We start from the raw sequence: 22,143 nt of genomic DNA on the forward strand, positions 1-22,143 counted from the left end.
TGCGGTCATGCGCCTGGTTCAGCTTTCTCGCCACTCAATCGCCTTCCCCTCGCCGGAAGGCGCGTTACGTGAACCCAATGGTTTATTGGCGCTTGGTGGCGATCTCAGCCCTGCCCGCTTATTGATGGCCTATCAGCGGGGTATTTTCCCGTGGTTTTCACCGGGCGATCCTATTCTTTGGTGGTCACCCGATCCTCGCGCTATTTTGCAGCCTGAAACATTACACATCAGCCGCAGCATGAAGCGTTTTCACAAACGATCGCCCTATCGCGTCACGCTTAATTATGCGTTTGGTCAGGTTATTGAAGGCTGCGCCAACGATCGTGACGAAGGAACCTGGATCACGCGCGATGTGGTGGAAGCGTATCACCGCTTACATGAGCTGGGGCATGCGCATTCCATCGAAGTATGGCGACACAACGCGCTCGTCGGCGGCATGTATGGCGTTTCACAAGGCACCCTGTTTTGCGGCGAATCGATGTTCAGTCGCCAGGAGAACGCCTCCAAAACCGCGCTGCTTGTTTTTTGCGCTGAATTTATTCGTCAGGGTGGAAAATTAATCGACTGCCAGGTGCTGAATAGCCACACGGCATCGCTTGGCGCTGTCGAAATTCCCCGCAGGCAATACCTTGAGCATCTGGGATCATTACGGCAACAGCGATTACCGGGTCATTTCTGGGTGCCACGCACGTTATTTTCGCCTCAGGCGTGAATGTTTTCGGCACATTTTTTGTCAGGGTGTTATAATTGTGCCGCAGAGCAGGTTATGCCCATTACCCCGCCGCCGTTAAGGAACCGTTCGCGTCAGGTAACGCCCATCGTTTATCTCATCGCTCCCTTATACGTTGCGCTTCAAGTGCGGCTTTGCCGTGTTTTTCGGAGTAATGCGCCAAACCTGATTTGCTGCGTTTTAAACGCGCAAATCTTTACTTATTTAAAGAACTTCGGCATTATCTTGCCGGTTCAAATTACGGTAGTGATACCCCAGAGGATTAGATGGCCAAAGAAGACAATATTGAAATGCAGGGTACCGTTCTCGAAACGTTACCTAATACCATGTTCCGCGTAGAATTAGAAAACGGTCACGTGGTTACTGCACACATCTCCGGTAAAATGCGTAAAAACTACATCCGCATCCTGACGGGCGACAAAGTGACTGTTGAACTGACCCCGTACGACCTGAGCAAAGGCCGCATTGTCTTCCGTAGTCGCTGATCGTTTTCACGCCCGGGTGGCGTAAAGATAAAAAAAGGTCGGTTTATCCGGCCTTTTTGTTGTCCCTTTCCTGCATGAATACCGTTGATGCGAATTAACGTTATTTTTATTCCCCGCTGCGTCCCTTCCTTCTACATTAAATACTGAACTGCCTGTACGGCAGTGAACTTTTGTCGATAACGCTACAGACTGGACGTTACTTTCTAAGCTGCCTGTACAGCAGTGAACGTGCTTTCGCACCCAATAGCCAGCTCATAACTTTTCTAAGCTGCCTGTACGGCAGTGAACCGGTCGCCAGCATCACCATTAAGCACACCAGCTTTCTAAGCTGCCTGTACGGCAGTGAACACAAGTGGGATAACGGTCTTGCTCTGCGTGACTTTTCTAAGCTGCCTGTACGGCAGTGAACAACTGCTGCGCCGTCGGTTCAATGATGCTGGTTTTCTAAGCTGCCTGTACGGCAGTGAACGTACGGTGATTGGCATCGTGGTTGCAGTAGCTTTTCTAAGCTGCCTGTACGGCAGTGAACAAACGCCATGGGCTGATTACCTGAATGTGCCTTTTCTAAGCTGCCTGTACGGCAGTGAACCCATCGAAAACATCAGAACGCTGGCGGCGCTGTTTCTAAGCTGCCTGTACGGCAGTGAACTTAGTTTTACTCGAATCGTTTGAGTAGCCCGATTTCTAAGCTGCCTGTACGGCAGTGAACGTAAGGATAATGTCCGCATCAAATGAATGGCTTTTCTAAGCTGCCTGTACGGCAGTGAACAGGAATAATATCAGACAATCACGTTGATTTATTGAAGAAAAACGCAACTTCTTCCTGTCAGACCCTTTTTCACCCAAGTTATATATATACAATAAAATCAATAGGTTAGTAACATAAAATAAAAAAGGGTATATTGCGCTCTGTTTTAATCCTCCACCATCCGCGCATACTCTTCTGTCAAAAAATCCACCAGCGCGCGTACGGACGGCAACAATCCACGGCGGGACGGAAACACCGCATGAATCACCTCTCTTCTGGGTTCCCATCCTTCCAGCAAGGCAACCAACTCCCCCGCAGCCAGTTGGTCTTTCACCATTAAAACAGGTAACTGAACGAGGCCGACGCCCGCAACGGCCGCTTCACGCAGCGCCAGCATGTCTGTGGTGATCAAACGCGGTGTAAAGTGAACTTCAGCGCGCGCGCCCTGCGGACCAAAGAGTTCCCAGCGGTGGATATGTTTACCTGAAGCCAGGCTCAGTCCGGGCCAGTGATGCAGTTCTGCTGGCGAAGAAGGATTTCCCATACGCTGTACCAGCGCCGGGCTGGCAAACAAACGGTGCCCCCTGTCCGCCAGCACGCGCATCACCAGATCGCTGTCTTCAAAAGGACGCGGCCGGACGCGAATTGCAACGTCAATGCCCTCGCCAACCACGTCAACACGGCGGTTGGTTGCTTCAAGTTGTAACGACACATCGGGATAACGCGCCATAAACTTCGCCAGCATTGGGCCGATATGTACATGTAGCAACGTCACTGGACATGTCAGTTTTACAATGCCGCGCGGCTCGACCTGTAAGGCGGCTATCGCATCCTGCGCCGCCTGTGCTTCCACCAGCATTGCCTTACAATGTTCATAAAAGGTCTGCCCGACTTCAGTGACATTAAATTGCCGCGTGGTTCGTTGAATAAGGCGAACGCCCAGCCGTTCCTCCAGTTGCGCAATACGTCGGCTAAGCTTTGACTTTGGTTCATCCAGCGCTCGCCCTGCCGCCGCAAATCCCCCCTCCTCGACGACATGAACAAACCACGCAAAATCATTGAGATCCGGTTTTGTCATTACATTGTCCTGTTTATAGAACGGTAAGGTCTATTTTAGCGACTACTCAGATCATTGTCATAGATATAAGCTTATTTACATCAAAACAACGCCATCGAGGAGACCACCATGAAACAGATTACAGGCGTCTATACCGCACCTCGCCCGCACTGGGTTGGCGATGGATTTCCGGTTCGTTCGCTCTTCTCTTATCAGTCCCATGCAGAGCAGTTAAGCCCGTTCCTGCTGCTGGACTATGCCGGGCCGCATACCTTTGCCCCTGGCGCCGAAAACGAAAAACGTGGAGTGGGAGAACACCCGCATCGCGGCTTTGAAACCGTCACGATTGTTTACAGCGGCGAAGTTGAGCACCGCGATTCAACAGGCCGAGGCGGCGTCATCGGCCCTGGCGATGTGCAGTGGATGACCGCAGGCGCAGGCATTTTGCATGAAGAGTTTCATTCTTCAGCCTTTACCCAACAGGGAGGCGAGCTGGAAATGGTGCAACTGTGGGTGAACCTGCCCGCGAAAGACAAAATGGCGGTGCCGGGTTATCAAAGCATCAGCAGCGATCTCATCCCTGCCGTAACGCTGCCTGACGAAGCCGGAACCGCGCGCATTATTGCGGGCCGCTATCAGGATGTGAAAGGCCCGGCGCATACCTTCTCGCCGTTGAATGTCTGGGATATGCGCCTGCAACGCGATCGTCATCTTACGCTGCCCGTTGCTGAAGGATGGAGCACCGCGCTGGTCGTCCTGAAAGGAAGTATTACGGTGAATGGCACAACACCGGTAAATGAAGCGCAACTGGTGGTGTTAAGCCAGGAAGGTGAAAACCTGTATCTCGAAGCCAGTAGCGATGCCAGCGTTCTGCTGTTGTCGGGCGAGCCGCTGAATGAGCCCATTGTCGGTTACGGCCCATTTGTCATGAACACAAAACAAGAAATCGCAGAAGCCGTACGCGATTTCAACTCCGGCCGTTTTGGCCAAATCTGAAAACATTGAGGAGTACACAATATGTCCAGTCCTGCTAATTTTAATGGTTTGCGCCCGGTAATTGACGTTAACGATTCCGTTATGCTGTTAATCGACCACCAGAGCGGGCTTTTCCAGACCGTTGGCGATATGCCGATGCCTGAATTGCGCGCCCGTGCGGCCGCACTGGCCAAAATGGCAACCTTGTCGAAGATGCCGGTCATTACGACGGCATCTGTACCGCAGGGACCGAACGGCCCGCTGATCCCGGAGATCCACGCCAATGCACCGCACGCGCAGTATATTGCCCGTAAAGGCGAGATCAACGCCTGGGATAACGCTGATTTCGTCCAGGCGGTAAAAGCGACCGGCCGTAAAACGCTGATCATCGCCGGTACGATTACCAGCGTTTGCATGGCATTCCCGGCGATTAGCGCAGTCGCGGAAGGTTATAAAGTGTTTGCTGTCATTGATGCTTCCGGCACCTACAGCAAAATGGCCCAGGAGATCACGCTGGCACGCGTTGTTCAGGCGGGCGTCGTACCGATGGATACCGCCGCAGTGGCTTCCGAGTTGCAGAGCACCTGGAACCGTGAAGACGCAGCAGAGTGGGCTGAGGTCTACACCAAAGTGTTCCCGGCGTATCAGTTGTTGATCGAGAGTTACAGCAAAGCGCAGGAAGTGGTGAAAAACGGTGAGATACTGGATTCACAGCGCTAATCATATTCCCTGCGCCCCCAGGGCAGGGAATATGTTCATTGCGTAACCAAACGATAATTAAAGCGTAAATTCTGCTTGACCGTTTTGGCGCAACTCCCTATAGTAGCGCCCCGTTGCCCCCCAAGCGGTCAGGCAGCAATACAATATGGTGAGGTGTCCGAGTGGCTGAAGGAGCACGCCTGGAAAGTGTGTATACGGCAACGTATCGGGGGTTCGAATCCCCCCCTCACCGCCATATTCAGAAAAAGAGCTCGTACGAAAGTACGGGCTTTTTTTTCGCATGTTGTACGCACTGTGGGGGGATGAGAACCCACGACCGGGGTTCGACAACTGGCGGCAGCCAGTTGGACAGACCGCGAACGCAGAGAGCGGGCTGCCCGCAGGGCGAGCGAAGCGAGTCAATCCCCCCCTCACCGCCATATTCAGAAAAGAGCGCGTACGAAAGTACGGGCTTTTTTTTCACCTGTTGCACATCGCCGGATGGCGGCGCTCGCGCCTTATCCGGCCTACGTTGTCTGATAAACGAAGTGACTCCTCACCGCCATATTCAGAAAAAGAGCTCGTACGAAAGTACGGGCTTTTTTTTCACCTGTTGCACATCGCCGGATGGCGGCGCTCGCGCCTTATCCGGCCTACGAGTGGCGCTCTGTAGGCCTGATAAGCGAAGCGCCATCAGGCTTCTCAGAACCAGGGAATGGTCGCCGTAGAACTTAATCCATAGCTTGTGAATGTCCCGCTAACAGGTTCAGAACGCAGTTCACCGTGGCGAATAAACACCCGAAATTGTTGCTGATTCGACAAGCTCTTAACGTTCAGGTAAGGCAAATCGCTATGCTGTTCGGTTGACTCCACCAGGCGCAGTTGCGCCTGCTCTTCCGTTAACCATCCCTTCCTGACGGAACGCCGCAATAACCGTTGCGGACTGCTTTTCACCTGCACCCGACTCACCGTGCGCCAGCCTTTTACAGCCGGAACAGGCGTTATCGCCATACACTGGCAATAATCATTCAGCCCCTTGCGCCATGAACCGGCCTCAAGTTCCTGTAACGCCGATAACGAACCATGAAGACGCAAGCACGATCCTGGCGTCACGCCAAACTGGGGGAAGCTAACGCCAATATCCCCCTTTCCCCTTGCGCCTAACGCACGATGCAGTTTGGCAAATAACGCCGCCATCAGCATTTCAGTATTAAATTCGGGGTCTGGCAGGATACGGAGATCAAAATAGTGATCCATCATCGCTCCTTATTCGCTTTTCTCACCAAATACGCCGCCGCGAACCAGTACCGCCATCACATAATGCTGCTGAGCGGCATCCGGTTTCATACCCTTAGTGACCCAGTTATCCAGTAAGGTATAAAAATCCATTTTATCCTTCGGCTGGCGACACGCTACGCCACGACTGGTTACTGAGCCATAGGGTTCTACCGCAATCGCGCCCAATTCTTCTACTTTTGGGTGCCACGTATCGACGGTACGCAAAGCGTTGCCGATTTTCTGCGAGTGGATGCCCGCAACACCACTGACCTGGTATAACACCCTGCTTTTACTGCTGTTACTGTCCAGCACCAGTTCCTGCGAAGGAAAAACCTCCTGCCCGGCGCCCAGACGCACCTGCGCTTCGACAGTCAGCATGACCCATTCCTGACCGCTTAATCCTTTTTCGATTATCGCCGCCAGTTGGCTCAGCGAAGCATCTTCCTGCTCAAACTCACGCAGGGAATAGTTGTGACTGTTAAAAATCCATTCCTGCCCACTGACCGCGACATTCACCTGGATCTGCTCAGCGCCAATGCGGTTGCGCCACAGGAAACGTCCGTTTGCCAGATTCGTGGCGTACCTGCGCGCCAGTTCACCAAATCCATACTCATTGATATAGCCATCAATAACCTGCTGAAGCGCATCCTGGTATGCCATATCATTACATACCGATGGCGTAGATAAATTACCCAACACGCGCAGCGTAAACACCACTTTCAAGGTGTCGGCATCTGCCGGTAAGGCCGCAATATCCACACGTTGCAGGTTTGCTTTTTGAATTTCCGCATCCAGCTTCGCCGGATCGCTGGAAATCGCATTTTTCAGCCGATTGGAAATCGTTCCTCGAACCGCCTTTTCCTGAATTTCAATCGGTTGCCAATGATCGCTTTGCCAGTTACCCGCATACATCATCGCATCGGACGTAGCGAGTTTGCGCTCAAATGCCAGTACAGAAGCGGTTTTTACAGATACAGGAGCCTTTGCCATAGTCATGTCCTTATTCTAAATCGTCGTCTTCGTTAAACGTAAAGTCGTCTGCGACAGGCATTGCAGAGCAATAGTAGCCAGTGTCGGTTGTGCGGTAGCGCCAGAGAAGCGGCTGAATATCCGTAACACGATGCAACCCACGCCATTCTCCTACGCCATACACCGCCTCGGTAAACGCAAACGGCGTCGAATTATCGCGCGCACTGGCAACCTCTCCGGGGGAATAAAGCGGAGAAATACGCTGATAGCCGCACATCAGCGGCACCAGATAACCAGGCATCGGCTTAGGCTGATATTCCCATTGGGCGTTGTCCCCCTCTTCCGGTGGTATAGCGAGGTACTGGATTGCGGCAAAATCTAACCAGGCATCCAGTAATGTGCTTTCCGGCTGTTGTTGTCGACGCTGGTGATAATGCGTTGTCAGCCATTCGCTGCGGTCGCAAAGAGCAAAACCCGGCATCAGCCGCCAGAGGATCTGACGGAGCTGTTTTTCATCATCCGGCGCAGAAAATACCTGCGGATCGCGCAGACTGACAATACTTCCGCCCGCCAGCTTTTGACTCTGACACAGCATTTTCAACCGCGAACAAAACGCCTCTTTGCCGTATTCGCCATTCACGATTTCACCCTGGCACTCAATCACCAGGGAGACGGTAAGGTGCATTCTTCCTTCTTCATTGAACGAGGCCGTTTTCCCTTCTTTAGTCAAAGGGTTACGCGTAAGCGCAAACTGATAGTCACGCCCCGAGGAATATGCCTGAACATGAGAATGATGGCTGATCACCGCGCAACCATCAAAATGCACGCCATGCGTGGCGCGCACTTTACGGGAAAGCGCATGCACGTACCCCAGGAAATGGCTTATCGCCGGAAAACCCCAGGTTAACCCGGCAACGGCATTCGCATTCTCAATACGGATATGGGGCAATAAAATCAGATAACGCATTTCAGCGCCTCCCGCAAAATCGCTTCCATTTCCCGCATCCGCTGGCGAAACAGCGATTGCGTCCGCCATTCCCGGCGCTCAACAAGCCCCACATCCAGACGCGCCTTATTAAGCCGATAGTTCAGCCAGCGTGCGAAATCATCCGCAACGCTTATTTGCCAGTCATCTTTGTCATGTTCAAGACGGAAAGTTTCATCCGTCTGGCCGCGCCAGGGATCGAGCCAAAGCTGCTGATGGAGGGGGAGATCGGTATTATTTCGTGTCCAGCCTTGCCAGGACGCCTGCTGGAAAGTGGCGGCATGCATGAAAAGAAGGTCGATAAGCTCATCAACATACGCTGCTCGCGCATTGCGAATAGCGTGATTATTCTTCTCAGTATTTTCTTTCAGCAGAAACACCATACGGGAAATAATACCTGACGCGGCCCGATTAAACGCGCCGCGCAACGCAAAGAGATTGCGCATATTTTGCGGCGCTTTATCCAGATTCAGCCATTGAGGCGGCCGCGACGGCAGCAGCCAGATACGCCCACCGCGCGCGCTGTTCAACGCAGAAATATTCTGTGGCTTGGTACCGCCAAAATGCATTTCAGCCATGTCTGGATAACGAACATCGGGCTGCGGATGCCATTTACCCGCTTTGCGCGCATCGCGTGCCGCTTTCACCTCTTCTCCAAAGCGAGATGCGACGAGTTTTTCATGCAACACCTGCGCCAGCGAGGTAGCAAACAACGGACACAACAGATGGTAATCATTGACTACGGGGAAATAGACCTGTTTAGCGAGTTTATGCGATGTCGGCTGAGTGGGCGTTAACGCACGATTAAACCCTTCCACCCACTGCGTCAGTTGAGCGTCATTCTCAGCAAAGGCGTGAAGCGGTTGATGTTCACCCCGTTTCAGACAAGCCAGCAGCGAGTCACCCTCGACGTCGGTTTGCAACAATTTCGCGACGTCAAGCGCGGCGGCGTTTCCAACGGCATCCGTCGGGAGGCTCTTAAGCGACGCAGTGCTTAAATACCCCTCTTCACCCACGGTATCGCGATATATGCTGCTGCTTTTTGAATCCCCGTGGGTAAATTTAGCCGCATGCGTCACCAGGCTAATTTGCCCTGCTCGCCTTGCCGCATCCGTCAACCAATTTTGCGGTTGATAGCGTGCCTCAAGCGCCTGACGTTCCAGGGCGATGGTACTGGCATCTTCACCCTGCGCCAGTCGCTTTGCAGCCTCTTTTTCAAAGGCTTCCAGCTTTGGCTGCCTTCGCGAGGCAATGTAATCGGTAATAAAATGGGTCAGTGCTTCGGTTGTCATAACTGCTCCCGACGTTCTTAATTAATATCCCTGTAAACACCCAACCACGGGTGGTAACGCCAGTCGCTCGTCACATCCTCTTCATTTACAGGTACGCTGATCTCACCGAAAATTTCACCTACGCGGTTAATCTCAGTCTGTTGGGCATCGGCCAACGCCAGCAACACCTGGCGGTAGTCCGTACATCCCCAACGGTCTGTTCCCTCTGCATACTCAACGTCCTGCAGAACAAATTTATCGGAAGCCTTGATGTTGCCGTTTTCAGTATGAAATGCGAAATAAGGCTCGCTCTCTTCCTCTTCCATATGCAGAAAAAATCTGGCTTCCGGCTGCGACTGACGAAACGGTGTCTTACGCTGTAGCCAGGCATTCCAGGTGAGCGGTTTACGCCACCAGTTTGCGGCAATAATCTGCCGGCTCTTACTGCTGAGTAATTCTTCCCTGAGCCGCATGTGCTCCAGTTCCGCCAGTTTATTTTCACCATTTGCAGGCAAAATACGTGGCAATGCAGTGATCGTCTGATAATCCTGCGGTGGTAATAGTTCACGCAGATCGTGACTGGCTAATGGATGATCCTTATTTTCAAATCCCGGCTTACAAAACGCGGGAGAGCGCTTTCTCAGCGCTTTAATATTACTGCTGAGAATCACCAGGTTTTCGTTCTCTGGAACGACGCGTCGATGGCGCTGTATACGTCCGGCGAACTGAATAATGGCTCGCATAGAGCTGGGTTCGATGATGCCCCAACTGCTGTCCCAGTCCCTGCCAACCTCCATGACGGAAGTCCCTAACACGACAAAAAGGTGATGCTTCTCCGGGCGGAGATTGAGAGCTTTTGCAATATCGGGATGTTGCCAGAGCGTATCGGGGTGATGGCGAGTAAATGCGCTATCCAGACATTTTTCGATGGCTGAACGCACCGCCAGCGGGTGCCGGGCATGGTAGACACAATAATGGATACAGACATCCTGCGGCGAAGGGATCGCCATTAACGCTTTTGCGACAGCGACCAGCGGATCGATATTCGCGAACCTGACTAAACCCAATGACACGGTCTTACCACCGGGATGCGTCTCTTTATGCGCGTGATGTAAAACCTGCATTTCCGTATGCACGGCGCGGGCCACGCAGGTAATGACATCGCTCACCTCTGGCGACGCCGGAGATACGGGCGAAATACGCCCAAAGTGCAGACGAGGTTTTGCCGCCAGCATTGCCGCCCGCTGCTCAACAAATGTTTTATGCGCAATGCTAAAGCTGCGTCCATCCGCGATGTGCTCCACCTTCGCGCCTTTTTCATCGAACCATGCGCAGCAAATATTCATCGGTTTCTCTGACGCGCCGCAGGACGCCTGCCATATTTTGCGCCCGGCAAACCAGGCGGCAAACATGGCCTGGATAAGATCCGGCGGCAGCGTTGCCGACGAGAGCAGCACGCGGGTTCCCAGCATCCCGGCCCAGTTCATCAGGCGGCAAACGGCATGCAGATCGGCAATATCAAAATCATCAGGTTCATCCAGCACCAGATCGCTGGTCAGCAAGCGCAACATCGCCGGTAGCTGCTTCCCGCCACGCACGCCTTCCGTCGCCGAAATCAAATGATCGAGGGTTGTCACTAAAACAGGCGCACTGACTAACGCCGACAATTTCCTGTCGCCGCTCAACCATTTTTCCAGCGCCCCCGTTTGCACACTGCCTTCATAATGAACATATTGCTGTTCTTCAGACAATGCCTTCGCCGAGGCGCTATCCCTGTCTGGTTCCGGTTCTTTTTCCTTCTGCCACAACTGCTTCACCGCACCCGAGCCAATCAGTACCGCCAGGTCGTCGTCGTCCAGCTTCAGTCGATTACGCAACGCATCGCCGGTTTGCAGCGTCAGCGTGCGTAACCCCATTGCCACGGTGAAGCGACAGCCTTCCTGCTCATCTGCCAGCGCATACATTATTCGTGCATTGGCAAACGTCTTCCCGCAGCCCGTCGAAGCCATATTGACGCCGAAAAACCCCTCTTCCCGACTCCTCTCACGCAGCGCGGCAGCTACATCCCAGGCTTTATTTTGCCAGTGATAAAGCGGATTACCCGAACGCTCACGAAAACCTTTATGCCTTGCAATCGCCGGAAGCGACGAACGCACACGCGCCAGTTGTCTCCCCAGAAGCAATGCGTGATGCGCGACACCGGTCAGATGCTCATCAACCCGTTGTTTTAGCGTGCCATTTTTCCGTTCGCTGTTTGCCCATACACAATAATCAGGATCTTGCCACGTTGGGTGAGGATGGCTGGAAGAGTAGAAGTGATCGGCCAGCATCAGACAAAAACGCGCCATATGCAGCGTGAACAGTTGATCCATCTGTCCCCACTGTTTTAATGCCGCGGCATTCTTAGCGCGCCGGGAGATCTGACGTGCTTTCTCCCGCCAGACGCGACTTTGTACAGGCGTACCTGATGGAAAAACCCAGACATTACGAAAATCGACGTCTCGCCACCCTTCTTTTATATGATTCACGGCGTTCCAGTCTGCATTAAGCTGATTTTCAAGCCAGCTCTGACATCCCTCCAGCTCGTTGTCGCCACGCAGGTTTTCAGGAAGACGGTGATGAGACAAAATTAGCCAGGCGACGACGCTGGCAAGCGGTGGAAGCGTACGAAAAGGGCTGTCAGAATAGCAGGGGTTATCCTTGCGCAATCGAGCCAGAAGTTCAGCGTCGTCATCCGCAGACAACTCACCGAGTTTTGCCAGCCACTGTTCATCATGTTGCTCACCGACAAACGCCTGAAACAGGCGTACCGAAACCCATTCATGGCGATAAGGTTGATAACTTTTAGCTGTTTTTTTCGTCAGGCTTTCCTGAAAACAGAATCCTGCCTTACCAAAATCATGAAACAAGCCCGCAATCGCTGCTAACAGCGCAATGCTTTCCGCACATCGCCACCGATGTTCATCGGTGTTCGTGATAAGCGTTTGTGTGGTTCGGTTGGTAGGAACACGCCCTTGCGCATTAAAACGACGTATATTGCCGACAATCCATAGCAATTCCATTTGCCCGTTTTTCTTCAACCAGTGGCAGGCAACCGCAGTATTACGCCTTGCGGTTTTCCGTAATAAACGGCGCAGCGTGTTAACGCCTTCTAAGGTGATGATGGTCTGCCAGGCCGCGTCTCCCGTTCGCTCAGCAAACTGATCGAGTATACGGCAACTCTCCTCGCGAGCGCGTTTGGTGCAGCGAGAGATAATCAGCACATTCATTCGCTATCCTCAGCCAGCTGTCGCGCCGTGTCCTGAAGCGTGGTGATCATTAAATCTAAAGCATCAGATTGCTGAAATCTATTAATACAGCGCTGGCGGAACGCCTGTGCATCCTCCCCCTCCATTGCCGCGATAAACGCTTGCGGCATGACAAGCGCGTCTTTGATAAGATCGGCCAAATCAAAGACCAGGCCGCCGCGACGCGTTTTACCGTGCATAACCGCCAGACCGTGTGGGAGCCCTGTAACCCATGCCGCAACAGCCGCTAATCCGTATGCCAGATAATTACCCTGATCCAGAAACCGATTCGCCATATCCAGACCACCGCCCCGTTTTGCTCGGGTAAAATCGCCATATCCAACGGTCTGGCTCACCAGCTTATACAGCGCTTTTGTTAATTGCGCCTCTTTGAGCATTAAATGAGTATGATCCTCTGCTTGCGCCATAGACTCATCCGCGCGCGTGATAATATCATTTAATCGTTCCCGGTCTGGCTGAAATATTTTCTGTGATGATGGAGCTAACCAATATTTTTCTATTTGCTGCAATCTTATTTTCTGAAACATCTTTGCCGCGATCAGTCTTTTTTCTTCTTTAAACCAGAAAGAGACCCAATGCTGTAAATATTCAGTCGGCCGATATTCACTTTGCGGTGACAACCATGACACATCAATATCAACTTCATTTGCGGAATAAAGCGGCGTACCATCAGTGCCACAGAAGCCAACCATCACGCCAGCCCTTGCAAACTCCCGCATCGCCGCCTGTGACACTGACGTGCCCATACCCAGCATCACCGCCGTAGTATTCGCGACAGGAATATTCCAGTAATATGATTCATTACCTGCACTCGTAATGTATTCAACTCGCCCACCATTTACCTGCACACGACATTTTTCAAGATAATATATATTGGCGCGTTTGGAGTGCAGAATGGTTTTTAAATCCGAAGGCATAATTGAATTTGCAGACATATCTATTTAAACCCCGTCATTTTATGTGTTATCGATAGTACTGATGAGGGTCTGGCAGATGAAATGATAAAAATCAACAAAAGAGCTTTCAAAATAAATAATTACATTTGTGGTGTGGTAGCTGCCTGTACGGCAGTGAACGAACGGGTTGCGTAGTCCAGCGACCTGCAATATTTTCTAAGCTGCCTGTACGGCAGTGAACCCATATTGACACGAGCACTCTCCGCTCCTGTATTTCTAAGCTGCCTGTACGGCAGTGAACGAAATGGCAGTATTCCTGCTGGCGCAGATTCATTTCTAAGCTGCCTGTACGGCAGTGAACTTGAGGCGACATTTATTGTGCCCGACAAATAATTTCTAAGCTGCCTGTACGGCAGTGAACTTACACAGGCCATCCCTTCCTTTATCGAGCGTTTTCTAAGCTGCCTGTACGGCAGTGAACGCCTTACAGCAGGCTTGCTTCAACGCTAACAATTTCTAAGCTGCCTGTACGGCAGTGAACCAGCAAAGATATTGCGCTGGTGGAGACATACGTTTCTAAGCTGCCTGTACGGCAGTGAACCGTAAACTTTTAGCTGCACTGCCAGTTGGAGATTTCTAAGCTGCCTGTACGGCAGTGAACGGAGATCGGCTTCACGTTCGGTGAGCAATGGATTTCTAAGCTGCCTGTACGGCAGTGAACATCGGTGAGTGTGGTAGGGCAGCCTAACGGCTTTTCTAAGCTGCCTGTACGGCAGTGAACATTCATTTATGATGCGGTTAACGTCTCTCACTTTTCTAAGCTGCCTGTACGGCAGTGAACAAGGTGCATTCCCTTATTGGTATGCAGACGCGCTTTCTAAGCTGCCTGTACGGCAGTGAACGAATCCACCAGCACAGCACAGCCACGCCCAAATTTCTAAGCTGCCTGTACGGCAGTGAACATAGTCATATGCCCGACTACATGGCGCGTAAGTTTTCTAAGCTGCCTGTACGGCAGTGAACTAATGATGACGACTACCGCAGCGCAGGCCACCTTTCTAAGCTGCCTGTACGGCAGTGAACCACGCCATCACGGAAACCAGACTTCATTACCCTTTCTAAGCTGCCTGTACGGCAGTGAACGCCACAGAAAAGAAGTTACCAGCGTATCTGCCATTTCTAAGCTGCCTGTACGGCAGTGAACCTGCTGAATGTAACATCACAACTTCAGGTTTCTTTCTAAGCTGCCTGTACGGCAGTGAACCCGGCTCATCAAGTTGGGGTTATTCACGTAATTTTCTAAGCTGCCTGTACGGCAGTGAACAAACCGCCTGGGAAATATTAACCATGCCGTTGTTTCTAAGCTGCCTGTACGGCAGTGAACCAGCAGGTCGCCCGAACCTGGAGTATCAGTGATTTCTAAGCTGCCTGTACGGCAGTGAACATTGCTGTTCCAGTCCCCCATCAGCACAATATTTTCTAAGCTGCCTGTACGGCAGTGAACACGGGAACCAGCGAAAGCGGCTCCGCAGTCTGTTTCTAAGCTGCCTGTACGGCAGTGAACCCGTGCGCCCCCCAGGAATCGTTGATACCTAATTTTCTAAGCTGCCTGTACGGCAGTGAACCTGGAAGTGCAACTGGTGCGTAGCAATGCGCTTTTCTAAGCTGCCTGTACGGCAGTGAACTCCCATTGCTACCACTTCGCCCGGTTCGTCCGGTTTCTAAGCTGCCTGTACGGCAGTGAACGCACATTCTATGGGTACTACGTCAGCGCTGACTTTTCTAAGCTGCCTGTACGGCAGTGAACTTTAAGTTGTGTTCCGGTTACGTCTCCGGAGCTTTCTAAGCTGCCTGTACGGCAGTGAACCCTACGGACACTGGCGGCTATACAATTCGTGATTTCTAAGCTGCCTGTACGGCAGTGAACCACGATGGTAACGAAGACAAGTTGGCGTCAATTTTCTAAGCTGCCTGTACGGCAGTGAACGTTCTGGTGTATCTTGTTGATGGAAGAGTGCATTTCTAAGCTGCCTGTACGGCAGTGAACTGAAGCAGTTCGTCGCTATCATGGTGTTAATAAAGAAAAATATCAACGAAATGATTAAATACCCTTTTATCGCCACCTAATATAAACACATAAAAATCATAGCGTTAAAAAAACACTCAAAAAAAGGGTTTCCAGGTATCCGGGGCATGACGGCAAAAAAAATCCGTAACCTCAAAAGAGATTACGGATTTTAGCGAGTTTATCTGAACGCGACTGGCGTTCAGATTTTACCGGTTACGAGATTAATGCGCGGCTTCCGGTTTGTGCTTTTGCGCACTCTGGAAGCCATACGTCAGCTCATTTTTCTCTTTATCCAGCGCAACGGTCACCTGGCCACCGCCAACCAGTGAACCGAACAGCAGCTCGTTTGCCAACGGTTTTTTCAGGTTGTCCTGGACGACGCGCGTCATTGGACGTGCGCCCATCGCGCGGTCATAGCCTTTCTCTGCCAGCCAGTCACGCGCTTCCTGACTCACTTCCAGGGAGACGCCTTTCTGATCCAGTTGAACCTGCAACTCGACGATAAACTTATCAACAACCTGATGGATCACTTCAGTAGACAGGTGATCGAACCAGATAATGTTGTCGAGACGGTTACGGAACTCCGGCGTAAACACTTTCTTGATTTCACCCATCGCGTCCGTACTGTTGTCCTGATGGATGAGGCCAATCGATTTACGCTCAGTTTCACGCACACCGGCGTTGGTGGTCATCACCAGCACCACGTTGCGGAAATCCGCTTTACGCCCGTTGTTGTCCGTCAGCGTGCCGTTGTCCATCACCTGCAACAGCAGGTTAAAGACATCTGGATGCGCCTTCTCAATTTCATCCAGCAGCAGAACCGCATGCGGATGTTTGATAACCGCATCGGTCAGCAGACCGCCCTGGTCGAAACCGACATATCCTGGAGGCGCGCCGATCAGGCGGCTTACGGTGTGGCGTTCCATATACTCGGACATATCAAACCGCAGCAGCTCAATACCCAGCGCTTTGGAAAGCTGTACCGTTACCTCGGTTTTCCCTACCCCGGTAGGCCCCGCGAACAGGAACGAACCGACAGGTTTATGTTCATGACCGAGACCCGCACGGCTCATTTTGATCGCTTCGGTCAGCGCTTCAATTGCCTTATCCTGCCCGAAGACCAGCATTTTCAGGCGGTCGCCGAGGTTTTTCAGCGTATCGCGATCGCTCTGCGAGACGCTCTTCTCAGGAATACGCGCGATGCGCGCCACCACGGACTCAATATCCGCCACGTTGACGGTTTTCTTGCGCTTGCTGACCGGCATCAGACGAGCACGCGCACCGGCTTCGTCGATGACGTCAATCGCCTTATCCGGCAGATGACGGTCGTTGATGTATTTCACCGCCAGCTCTACCGCCGCACGCACCGCTTTCGCCGTGTAGCGAACATCGTGGTGCGCTTCGTACTTCGGTTTCAGGCCGTTGATGATCTGCACAGTCTCATCCACGGACGGCTCAGTGATATCAATTTTCTGGAAGCGACGCGCTAACGCGCGGTCTTTTTCGAAAATGTTGCTGAATTCCTGATACGTCGTGGAACCAATCACGCGGATCTTACCGCTGGAGAGCAGCGGTTTAATCAGGTTTGCGGCATCCACCTGGCCGCCCGACGCTGCACCCGCACCGATAATGGTGTGGATCTCATCAATAAACAGGATGCTGTTGGTGTCCTGTTCCAGCTGTTTGAGCAGCGCTTTAAAACGTTTTTCGAAATCGCCGCGATACTTGGTGCCCGCCAGCAGCGAGCCGATATCCAGCGAGTAGAGGGTGCAATCCGCCATCACTTCCGGCACATCGCCCTGGACAATACGCCAGGCCAGACCTTCGGCAATCGCCGTCTTACCGACGCCGGACTCACCCACCAGCAGCGGGTTATTTTTCCGGCGGCGACACAGCACCTGAATGGCACGCTCCAGCTCTTTTTCACGGCCAATCAGCGGATCGATTCCGCCCACGCGAGCAAGCTGGTTAAGGTTAGTCGTGAAGTTCTCCATACGTTCCTCCCCGCCAACTTGTTCTTCGCTATTTGGCTGATTGCCGGGGTCAGAAGACTGACTCGGCTCGTCCTTTCGCGTCCCATGAGAAATAAAGTTCACCACGTCGAGGCGGCTGACTTCATGCTTACGCAGCAGATAGGCCGCCTGGGATTCCTGTTCGCTGAAGATAGCCACCAGCACATTCGCGCCAGTTACCTCACTGCGCCCGGAGGACTGAACGTGAAAGACCGCACGTTGCAGCACGCGCTGAAAACTCAACGTCGGCTGTGTGTCGCGCTCTTCTTCGCTGGCAGGCAGTACGGGTGTGGTTTGTTCAATGAAGGCTTCAAGTTCCTGACGGAGCGCCACCAAATCCACGGAGCACGCTTCCAGCGCTTCGCGGGCCGATGGGTTACTGAGCAACGCCAGTAACAAGTGCTCGACGGTCATAAACTCATGTCGGTGCTCGCGCGCTCTGGCGAAAGCCATGTTTAAACTGAGTTCCAGTTCTTGATTGAGCATAGGCACCTCCCCCAATTTTTACGCCTGCATTCAGGCTTTTTCCAGCGTACACAGCAACGGATGCTCGTTCTCCCTCGCATACTTGTTCACCATCGCCACTTTGGTCTCCGCGACCTCGGCGGTAAATACGCCACAGATAGCTTTACCTTGATAGTGAACCGCAAGCATCAGTTGCGTTGCACGTTCTACATCATAAGAAAAGAATTTTTGTAACACGTCAATAACAAACTCCATTGGAGTGTAATCATCATTGACTAATATCACTTTATACATAGATGGCGGTTTTAGCGCGTCGCGCACCTTATCTTCCGCCAGCTGGTCAAAATCCAGCCAATCGTTCGTCTTACCCATTGTCAGTCGTCATCTTCGGTTACGGTTACCGGCAGAACGTACTGCCGCTGACAAGAGCCTATGCACGCAATCAATCTACCCCAATTAATAGATAACTATCATCTATCTCTGTCATCCGCGACATCTGTCACATTACCGGCAATAGCGTTAACTGCTTCAAATTTTTGATTCATTTTTACCCCATCCACCCCGCCTGGCGCTTGACGCCCCGCCTGATTTCTCTAAATTGTAGTTTCGAGAGTTGGCGAGGTTTTGAACAGCCCCCACTCCGCCACCGGTTCATTCCATCTTACTTATATAAGATTTACGAAGGATGTCGAAGCATGGAAACGGGTACTGTAAAGTGGTTCAACAATGCCAAAGGGTTTGGTTTCATCTGCCCTGAAGGCGGCGGCGAAGATATTTTCGCCCATTACTCCACCATTCAAATGGATGGTTACAGAACGCTTAAAGCCGGGCAGTCTGTCCGGTTTGATGTCCACCAGGGGCCAAAAGGCAATCATGCCAGTGTCATCGTGCCCATCGAAGCAGAAGCCGTTGCATAGCTCTTCTGTCTCATTGTGTACATCCCGCAGTCAAAATGCCAGTCCGATCGGCTGGCATTTTTATTTCTGCGCCATTGCTTTTTGCCGAATAGCGACGCTGACGCGCCTTACCCGGCAGACAAACATCCGGCAAGATTCACTCCCGCGCCAGCGCATCTACCGGATCGAGTCGTGCCGCATTACGTGCGGGCAACCAGCCAAACAGTATCCCGGTAAACGTCGAGCACAAGAACGCCGTCAGGAGCGCGACGGGCGAGAAGCCGATTTCCCAGCCGGGTAAAAACATCTGTAGCGTAAAGGCGATCAGCATCGACAGCCCGATCCCCAACGCGCCGCCGACCAGACACACCAGCACCGCTTCAATTAAGAACTGTTGCAGCACATCGCTGGCGCGCGCGCCTACCGCCATACGGATGCCAATCTCCCGGGTTCGTTCAGTGACGGAAACCAGCATAATGTTCATTACGCCAATCCCCCCTACCACCAGTGAGATAACCGCAACCAGCGTCAGGAACAGTTGAAGAGTACGTGTGGTCTTTTCGGCGGTTTTCAAGACGCCGTCCATATTCCAGGTAAAGAAATCCTTCTTCCCGTGGCGCAGCGTCAGCAGGCGGGTAAGCTGCCGCTCAGCCTGCGCGCTGTCAAATCCCTCTTTCACCCGAACGGTGATGGAGTTCAGCCATGACTGCCCCATCACCCGCCCGGACATCGTGCTGTACGGCAGCCAGACGCGGAGGATCTTACTGCTGCCGAACATAGACTGTTTCTCTTCGGCCACGCCGATCACCGTTGCAGGCATATTGCCGACCAGGATCACTTCGCCCACCACTTTCGCTTTATTGGGGAAAAGTTGACGCCGCGTGTTGCTGTCGAGCACCACCACCTGTGCCCGGCCATTCAACTGCTCTCTGTTGAACGTGTTCCCCTCGCTAAAGGTCATGCCGTAGACGTTAAAATAGTCGCCGCTGACGCCATTGGCGCTGGCGGCCACGTCGATGTTGCCATAGCGAAGCCGCAGATTTTGCGATACGGCAGGCGTCGCGGACGTTACCCACGGCTGCTTCTGAATCGCATTCAAATCGTCATATTTCAGCGCCTGCTGATATTGCGGATCGTCGTCGCCGAAGTCTTTACCGGGGTAAATATCGATAGTATTGGTGCCAATGGCGCGAATATCCGCCAGTACCATCTGTTTTGCCGCATCGCCGACCACCACGATCGACACCACCGACGCAATCCCGATAATAATCCCCAGCATGGTGAGTAAGGTGCGCATTTTATTGGCGGCCATCGCCAGCCACGCCATCGTGAGCGCCTCACGAAATCCGCTGACAAACTGGCTCCAGCCGGAGGCCGTTTTGACGACGGGCTCTGCGATGCCTTTCCCCGCTTGCGTTTTCTGCGACGGCGGATTACGCACGATCTCGCCATCGTGGATTTCAATCACCCGTTCAGCCTGGGCGGCAACCTGCGGGTCGTGGGTCACGATAATGACCGTATGCCCCCGATCGCGCAGTTGATGCAGAATCGCCATCACTTCATCGCCGGAATGGCTGTCGAGCGCCCCGGTCGGTTCATCGGCGAGGATCACCTGCCCGCCGTTCATCAGCGCGCGCGCAATACTCACCCGCTGCTGTTGCCCGCCGGAGAGCTGCGAAGGCTGATAATCCACCCGATCGCCCAGCCCCAGCCGTTGCAGCAACTCTTCGGCCCGCTCCAGCCGTCGTTTGCGCTCCGTACCGGCATAAACGGCGGGCACCTCAACGTTTTGCGCCGCCGTCAGATGTGAGAGCAAATGATAACGCTGGAAGATAAAACCAAAATGTTCGCGGCGAAGTTGCGCCAGCGCGTCGCTGTCGAGCGTGGAGACATCCCGCCCCGCAATCCGATAGGTGCCGCTGGTGGGTTTATCCAGACAGCCGAGGATATTCATCAGGGTCGATTTACCGGAACCGGACGCGCCGACAATCGCCACCATCTCTCCGGCATGAATTTGCAGGGAGATGCCCTTCAGCACCTCGACCTGTTCTTCACCTGACGGATAACTGCGGCGAATATTGCTCAGCTCAAGCAATGCCGTCATTGCGCGGCTCCAGGTTTGCTCTCGCTGATCACCACCTCATCGCCCTCTTCCAGTCCCTTGACGATCTCCACGTCGGTATCGTTACGCGCGCCAATCGACACCTCGCGTTCACGGGTTTCGCCGTTACGCAACAGCGTGACTTTGTAGCGGTTGTTGCCGACCGGGTCGCCAAGCGCCGCCAGCGGAATCGTCAGCACGTTTTTAATGTCCGTGAGCTGAATATGCACCTGTGCGGTCATGTCCAGGCGCAAAATCCCTTTCGGGTTAGGAACTTCAAAACGCGCGTAATAGAAAATAGCGTCGTTCACTTTTTCAGGCGTGGGCAGGACATCTTTCAGCGCGCCTTCATAGCGGGTCTGAGGGTCGCCCAGCACGGTAAACCAGGCTTTTTGTCCGGGACGCAGGTGAATAACGTCAGCTTCGGAAACCTGCGCCTTCACCAGCATGGTGCTCATATCCGCCAGCGTCAGGATATTTGGCGCCTGTTGAGCGGCAATCACCGTCTGTCCCTGCAAGGTGGTGATTTGCGTCACCTCGCCTGCCATCGGGGCGACAATGCGGGTGTAATCCAGGTTGGTTTTTGCCGTATCAAGAGAAGCCTGATTACGTTTAATCTGCGCGTCAATCGTGCCGATTTGCGCCTGTTTGACGGCCATTTCCGTCGCGGCCGTATCCAGTTCCTGTCGCGAAATCGCCTGGGTTTTCGCCAGCTGTTGCTGGCGTGACAGGGTGACGCGCGCCAGTTTCCACTCGGCTTCAGCCTGTCGGCGCTGAGCGCGTAATTCCATCAGCGTGGCTTCCACCTCTTTGATCTGGTTTTCCGCCTGTTCAGGATCGATAACGCCAAGCAGCTGATCTTTTTTCACCTTGTCGCCAATTGCGACCGACAGCGTTTTAAGCTGGCCGCTGACCTGCGCCCCGACATCCACTTTGCGCAGCGCATCCAGTTTCCCCGTCGCCAGCACGCTCTGCTGGAGGTCGCCCGGACGGACAATCAGCGTTTGATAGTGGGGTAGCGGCGCATTTAACGTTCGCCAGAGCGTAAACATCGCCACGATGATAATGAGGGCGATAAGAATATAGCGCTTTTTCATTTTTCCCTTGAGCTTCATAACGATCCAACATTCCCCGAGATATCCACCAGAGTGGGAAGATAAACCTTAACGGTAAATAAACAAACACTGAAAAACGCGCCGA

General features: G+C 52.9%; 17 protein-coding genes, 1 tRNA gene and 2 CRISPR repeat arrays. Of the genes, 6 read left to right on the forward strand and 12 right to left on the reverse strand.

The window, feature by feature from the left end; translation table 11 throughout:
* The first annotated feature begins 7 nt into the window (after window positions 1-7).
* Both aat and infA read left to right on the forward strand, forming a co-directional pair.
* Window positions 8-712, forward strand: coding sequence for a leucyl/phenylalanyl-tRNA--protein transferase (aat, locus tag OGX80_RS10515; protein WP_012133041.1), 705 nt, complete (start codon window positions 8-10; stop codon window positions 710-712).
* A 284-nt stretch (window positions 713-996) separates the two neighbouring features.
* Entirely contained in the window at window positions 997-1,215 is a 219-nt protein-coding gene (infA, locus tag OGX80_RS10525) for a translation initiation factor IF-1 (protein WP_001040187.1), read from the forward strand.
* A 140-nt stretch (window positions 1,216-1,355) separates the two neighbouring features.
* A CRISPR array of direct repeats spans window positions 1,356-1,984; the repeat unit is 28 nt; unit sequence TTTCTAAGCTGCCTGTACGGCAGTGAAC.
* Window positions 1,985-2,129: 145 nt separating this feature from the next.
* On the opposite strand, the gene OGX80_RS10530 is transcribed toward infA, so the two are convergent.
* Entirely contained in the window at window positions 2,130-3,041 is a 912-nt protein-coding gene (locus OGX80_RS10530) for a LysR family transcriptional regulator (RefSeq protein ID WP_012133045.1), read from the reverse strand.
* A gap of 108 nt (window positions 3,042-3,149) precedes the next feature.
* Here OGX80_RS10530 and OGX80_RS10535 point away from each other — a divergent pair, with 108 nt between their 5' ends.
* The 3 genes from OGX80_RS10535 (at window position 3,150) to OGX80_RS10545 (ending at window position 4,950) form a co-directional block, all read left to right on the forward strand.
* The gene (locus OGX80_RS10535) at window positions 3,150-4,016 is read left to right on the forward strand and encodes a pirin family protein (protein ID WP_058668951.1); all 867 of its coding nucleotides are present in this window, start codon (window positions 3,150-3,152) and stop codon (window positions 4,014-4,016) included.
* Between the two features lie 21 nt (window positions 4,017-4,037).
* Window positions 4,038-4,715 carry an isochorismatase family protein gene (locus OGX80_RS10540; RefSeq protein ID WP_049011452.1) on the forward strand — a complete coding sequence of 226 codons (678 nt, stop codon included), beginning with the start codon at window positions 4,038-4,040 and terminating at the stop codon, window positions 4,713-4,715.
* Window positions 4,716-4,862: 147 nt separating this feature from the next.
* Window positions 4,863-4,950, forward strand: a tRNA-Ser gene (locus tag OGX80_RS10545).
* A 446-nt stretch (window positions 4,951-5,396) separates the two neighbouring features.
* On the opposite strand, the gene cas6f is transcribed toward OGX80_RS10545, so the two are convergent.
* The 9 genes from cas6f to OGX80_RS10590 form a co-directional block, all read right to left on the reverse strand.
* On the reverse strand, window positions 5,397-5,951 hold the full coding sequence (cas6f, locus tag OGX80_RS10550) for a type I-F CRISPR-associated endoribonuclease Cas6/Csy4 (RefSeq protein WP_115181767.1): 555 nt from the start codon (window positions 5,949-5,951) through the stop codon (window positions 5,397-5,399).
* Window positions 5,952-5,960: 9 nt separating this feature from the next.
* Entirely contained in the window at window positions 5,961-6,962 is a 1,002-nt protein-coding gene (gene csy3, locus OGX80_RS10555; protein WP_115181768.1) for a type I-F CRISPR-associated protein Csy3, read from the reverse strand.
* A 10-nt stretch (window positions 6,963-6,972) separates the two neighbouring features.
* Window positions 6,973-7,908: a type I-F CRISPR-associated protein Csy2 gene (csy2, locus tag OGX80_RS10560; RefSeq protein ID WP_115181769.1), complete on the reverse strand. Its 936-nt coding sequence runs from the start codon at window positions 7,906-7,908 to the stop codon at window positions 6,973-6,975.
* Window positions 7,896-9,218 carry a type I-F CRISPR-associated protein Csy1 gene (csy1, locus tag OGX80_RS10565; protein WP_115181770.1) on the reverse strand — a complete coding sequence of 441 codons (1,323 nt, stop codon included), beginning with the start codon at window positions 9,216-9,218 and terminating at the stop codon, window positions 7,896-7,898. The genes csy2 and csy1 overlap by 13 nt, the downstream gene beginning before the upstream one ends.
* Window positions 9,219-9,235: 17 nt before the next feature.
* The gene (cas3f, locus tag OGX80_RS10570) at window positions 9,236-12,466 is read right to left on the reverse strand and encodes a type I-F CRISPR-associated helicase Cas3f (RefSeq protein WP_233644120.1); all 3,231 of its coding nucleotides are present in this window, start codon (window positions 12,464-12,466) and stop codon (window positions 9,236-9,238) included.
* Window positions 12,463-13,440: a type I-F CRISPR-associated endonuclease Cas1f gene (gene cas1f / locus OGX80_RS10575; protein ID WP_115181772.1), complete on the reverse strand. Its 978-nt coding sequence runs from the start codon at window positions 13,438-13,440 to the stop codon at window positions 12,463-12,465. Before cas1f ends, cas3f begins: the two co-directional genes overlap by 4 nt.
* 113 nt (window positions 13,441-13,553) lie before the next feature.
* Window positions 13,554-15,448: a CRISPR direct-repeat array (repeat unit 28 nt; unit sequence TTTCTAAGCTGCCTGTACGGCAGTGAAC).
* 242 nt (window positions 15,449-15,690) lie between these two features.
* Entirely contained in the window at window positions 15,691-17,967 is a 2,277-nt protein-coding gene (gene clpA / locus OGX80_RS10580; protein ID WP_012133049.1) for an ATP-dependent Clp protease ATP-binding subunit ClpA, read from the reverse strand.
* A gap of 30 nt (window positions 17,968-17,997) precedes the next feature.
* The gene (gene clpS, locus OGX80_RS10585; protein ID WP_012133050.1) at window positions 17,998-18,318 is read right to left on the reverse strand and encodes an ATP-dependent Clp protease adapter ClpS; all 321 of its coding nucleotides are present in this window, start codon (window positions 18,316-18,318) and stop codon (window positions 17,998-18,000) included.
* A 98-nt stretch (window positions 18,319-18,416) separates the two neighbouring features.
* A complete protein-coding gene (locus tag OGX80_RS10590) occupies window positions 18,417-18,491 on the reverse strand; it encodes a hypothetical protein (protein ID WP_213164981.1) in 75 nt (24 codons plus the stop codon).
* 150 nt (window positions 18,492-18,641) lie between these two features.
* On the opposite strand from OGX80_RS10590, the gene cspD reads away from it, so the two are divergent.
* Entirely contained in the window at window positions 18,642-18,863 is a 222-nt protein-coding gene (gene cspD, locus OGX80_RS10595) for a cold shock-like protein CspD (protein WP_000447499.1), read from the forward strand.
* Window positions 18,864-18,999: 136 nt separating this feature from the next.
* Here cspD and macB read toward each other — a convergent pair whose 3' ends face one another.
* Window positions 19,000-20,946 (reverse strand): macrolide ABC transporter ATP-binding protein/permease MacB, encoded by a 1,947-nt coding sequence (macB, locus tag OGX80_RS10600; RefSeq protein ID WP_233644121.1) that lies wholly within the window; start codon window positions 20,944-20,946, stop codon window positions 19,000-19,002.
* Window positions 20,943-22,040: a macrolide transporter subunit MacA gene (gene macA, locus OGX80_RS10605; RefSeq protein WP_370662145.1), complete on the reverse strand. Its 1,098-nt coding sequence runs from the start codon at window positions 22,038-22,040 to the stop codon at window positions 20,943-20,945. The genes macB and macA overlap by 4 nt, the downstream gene beginning before the upstream one ends.
* Window positions 22,041-22,143: the final 103 nt, after the last annotated feature.

It is taken from the genome of Citrobacter sp. CK194 (genome assembly GCF_030333395.1).
In the GTDB taxonomy this organism is placed as follows: Bacteria; Pseudomonadota; Gammaproteobacteria; order Enterobacterales; family Enterobacteriaceae; genus Citrobacter_B; species Citrobacter_B koseri.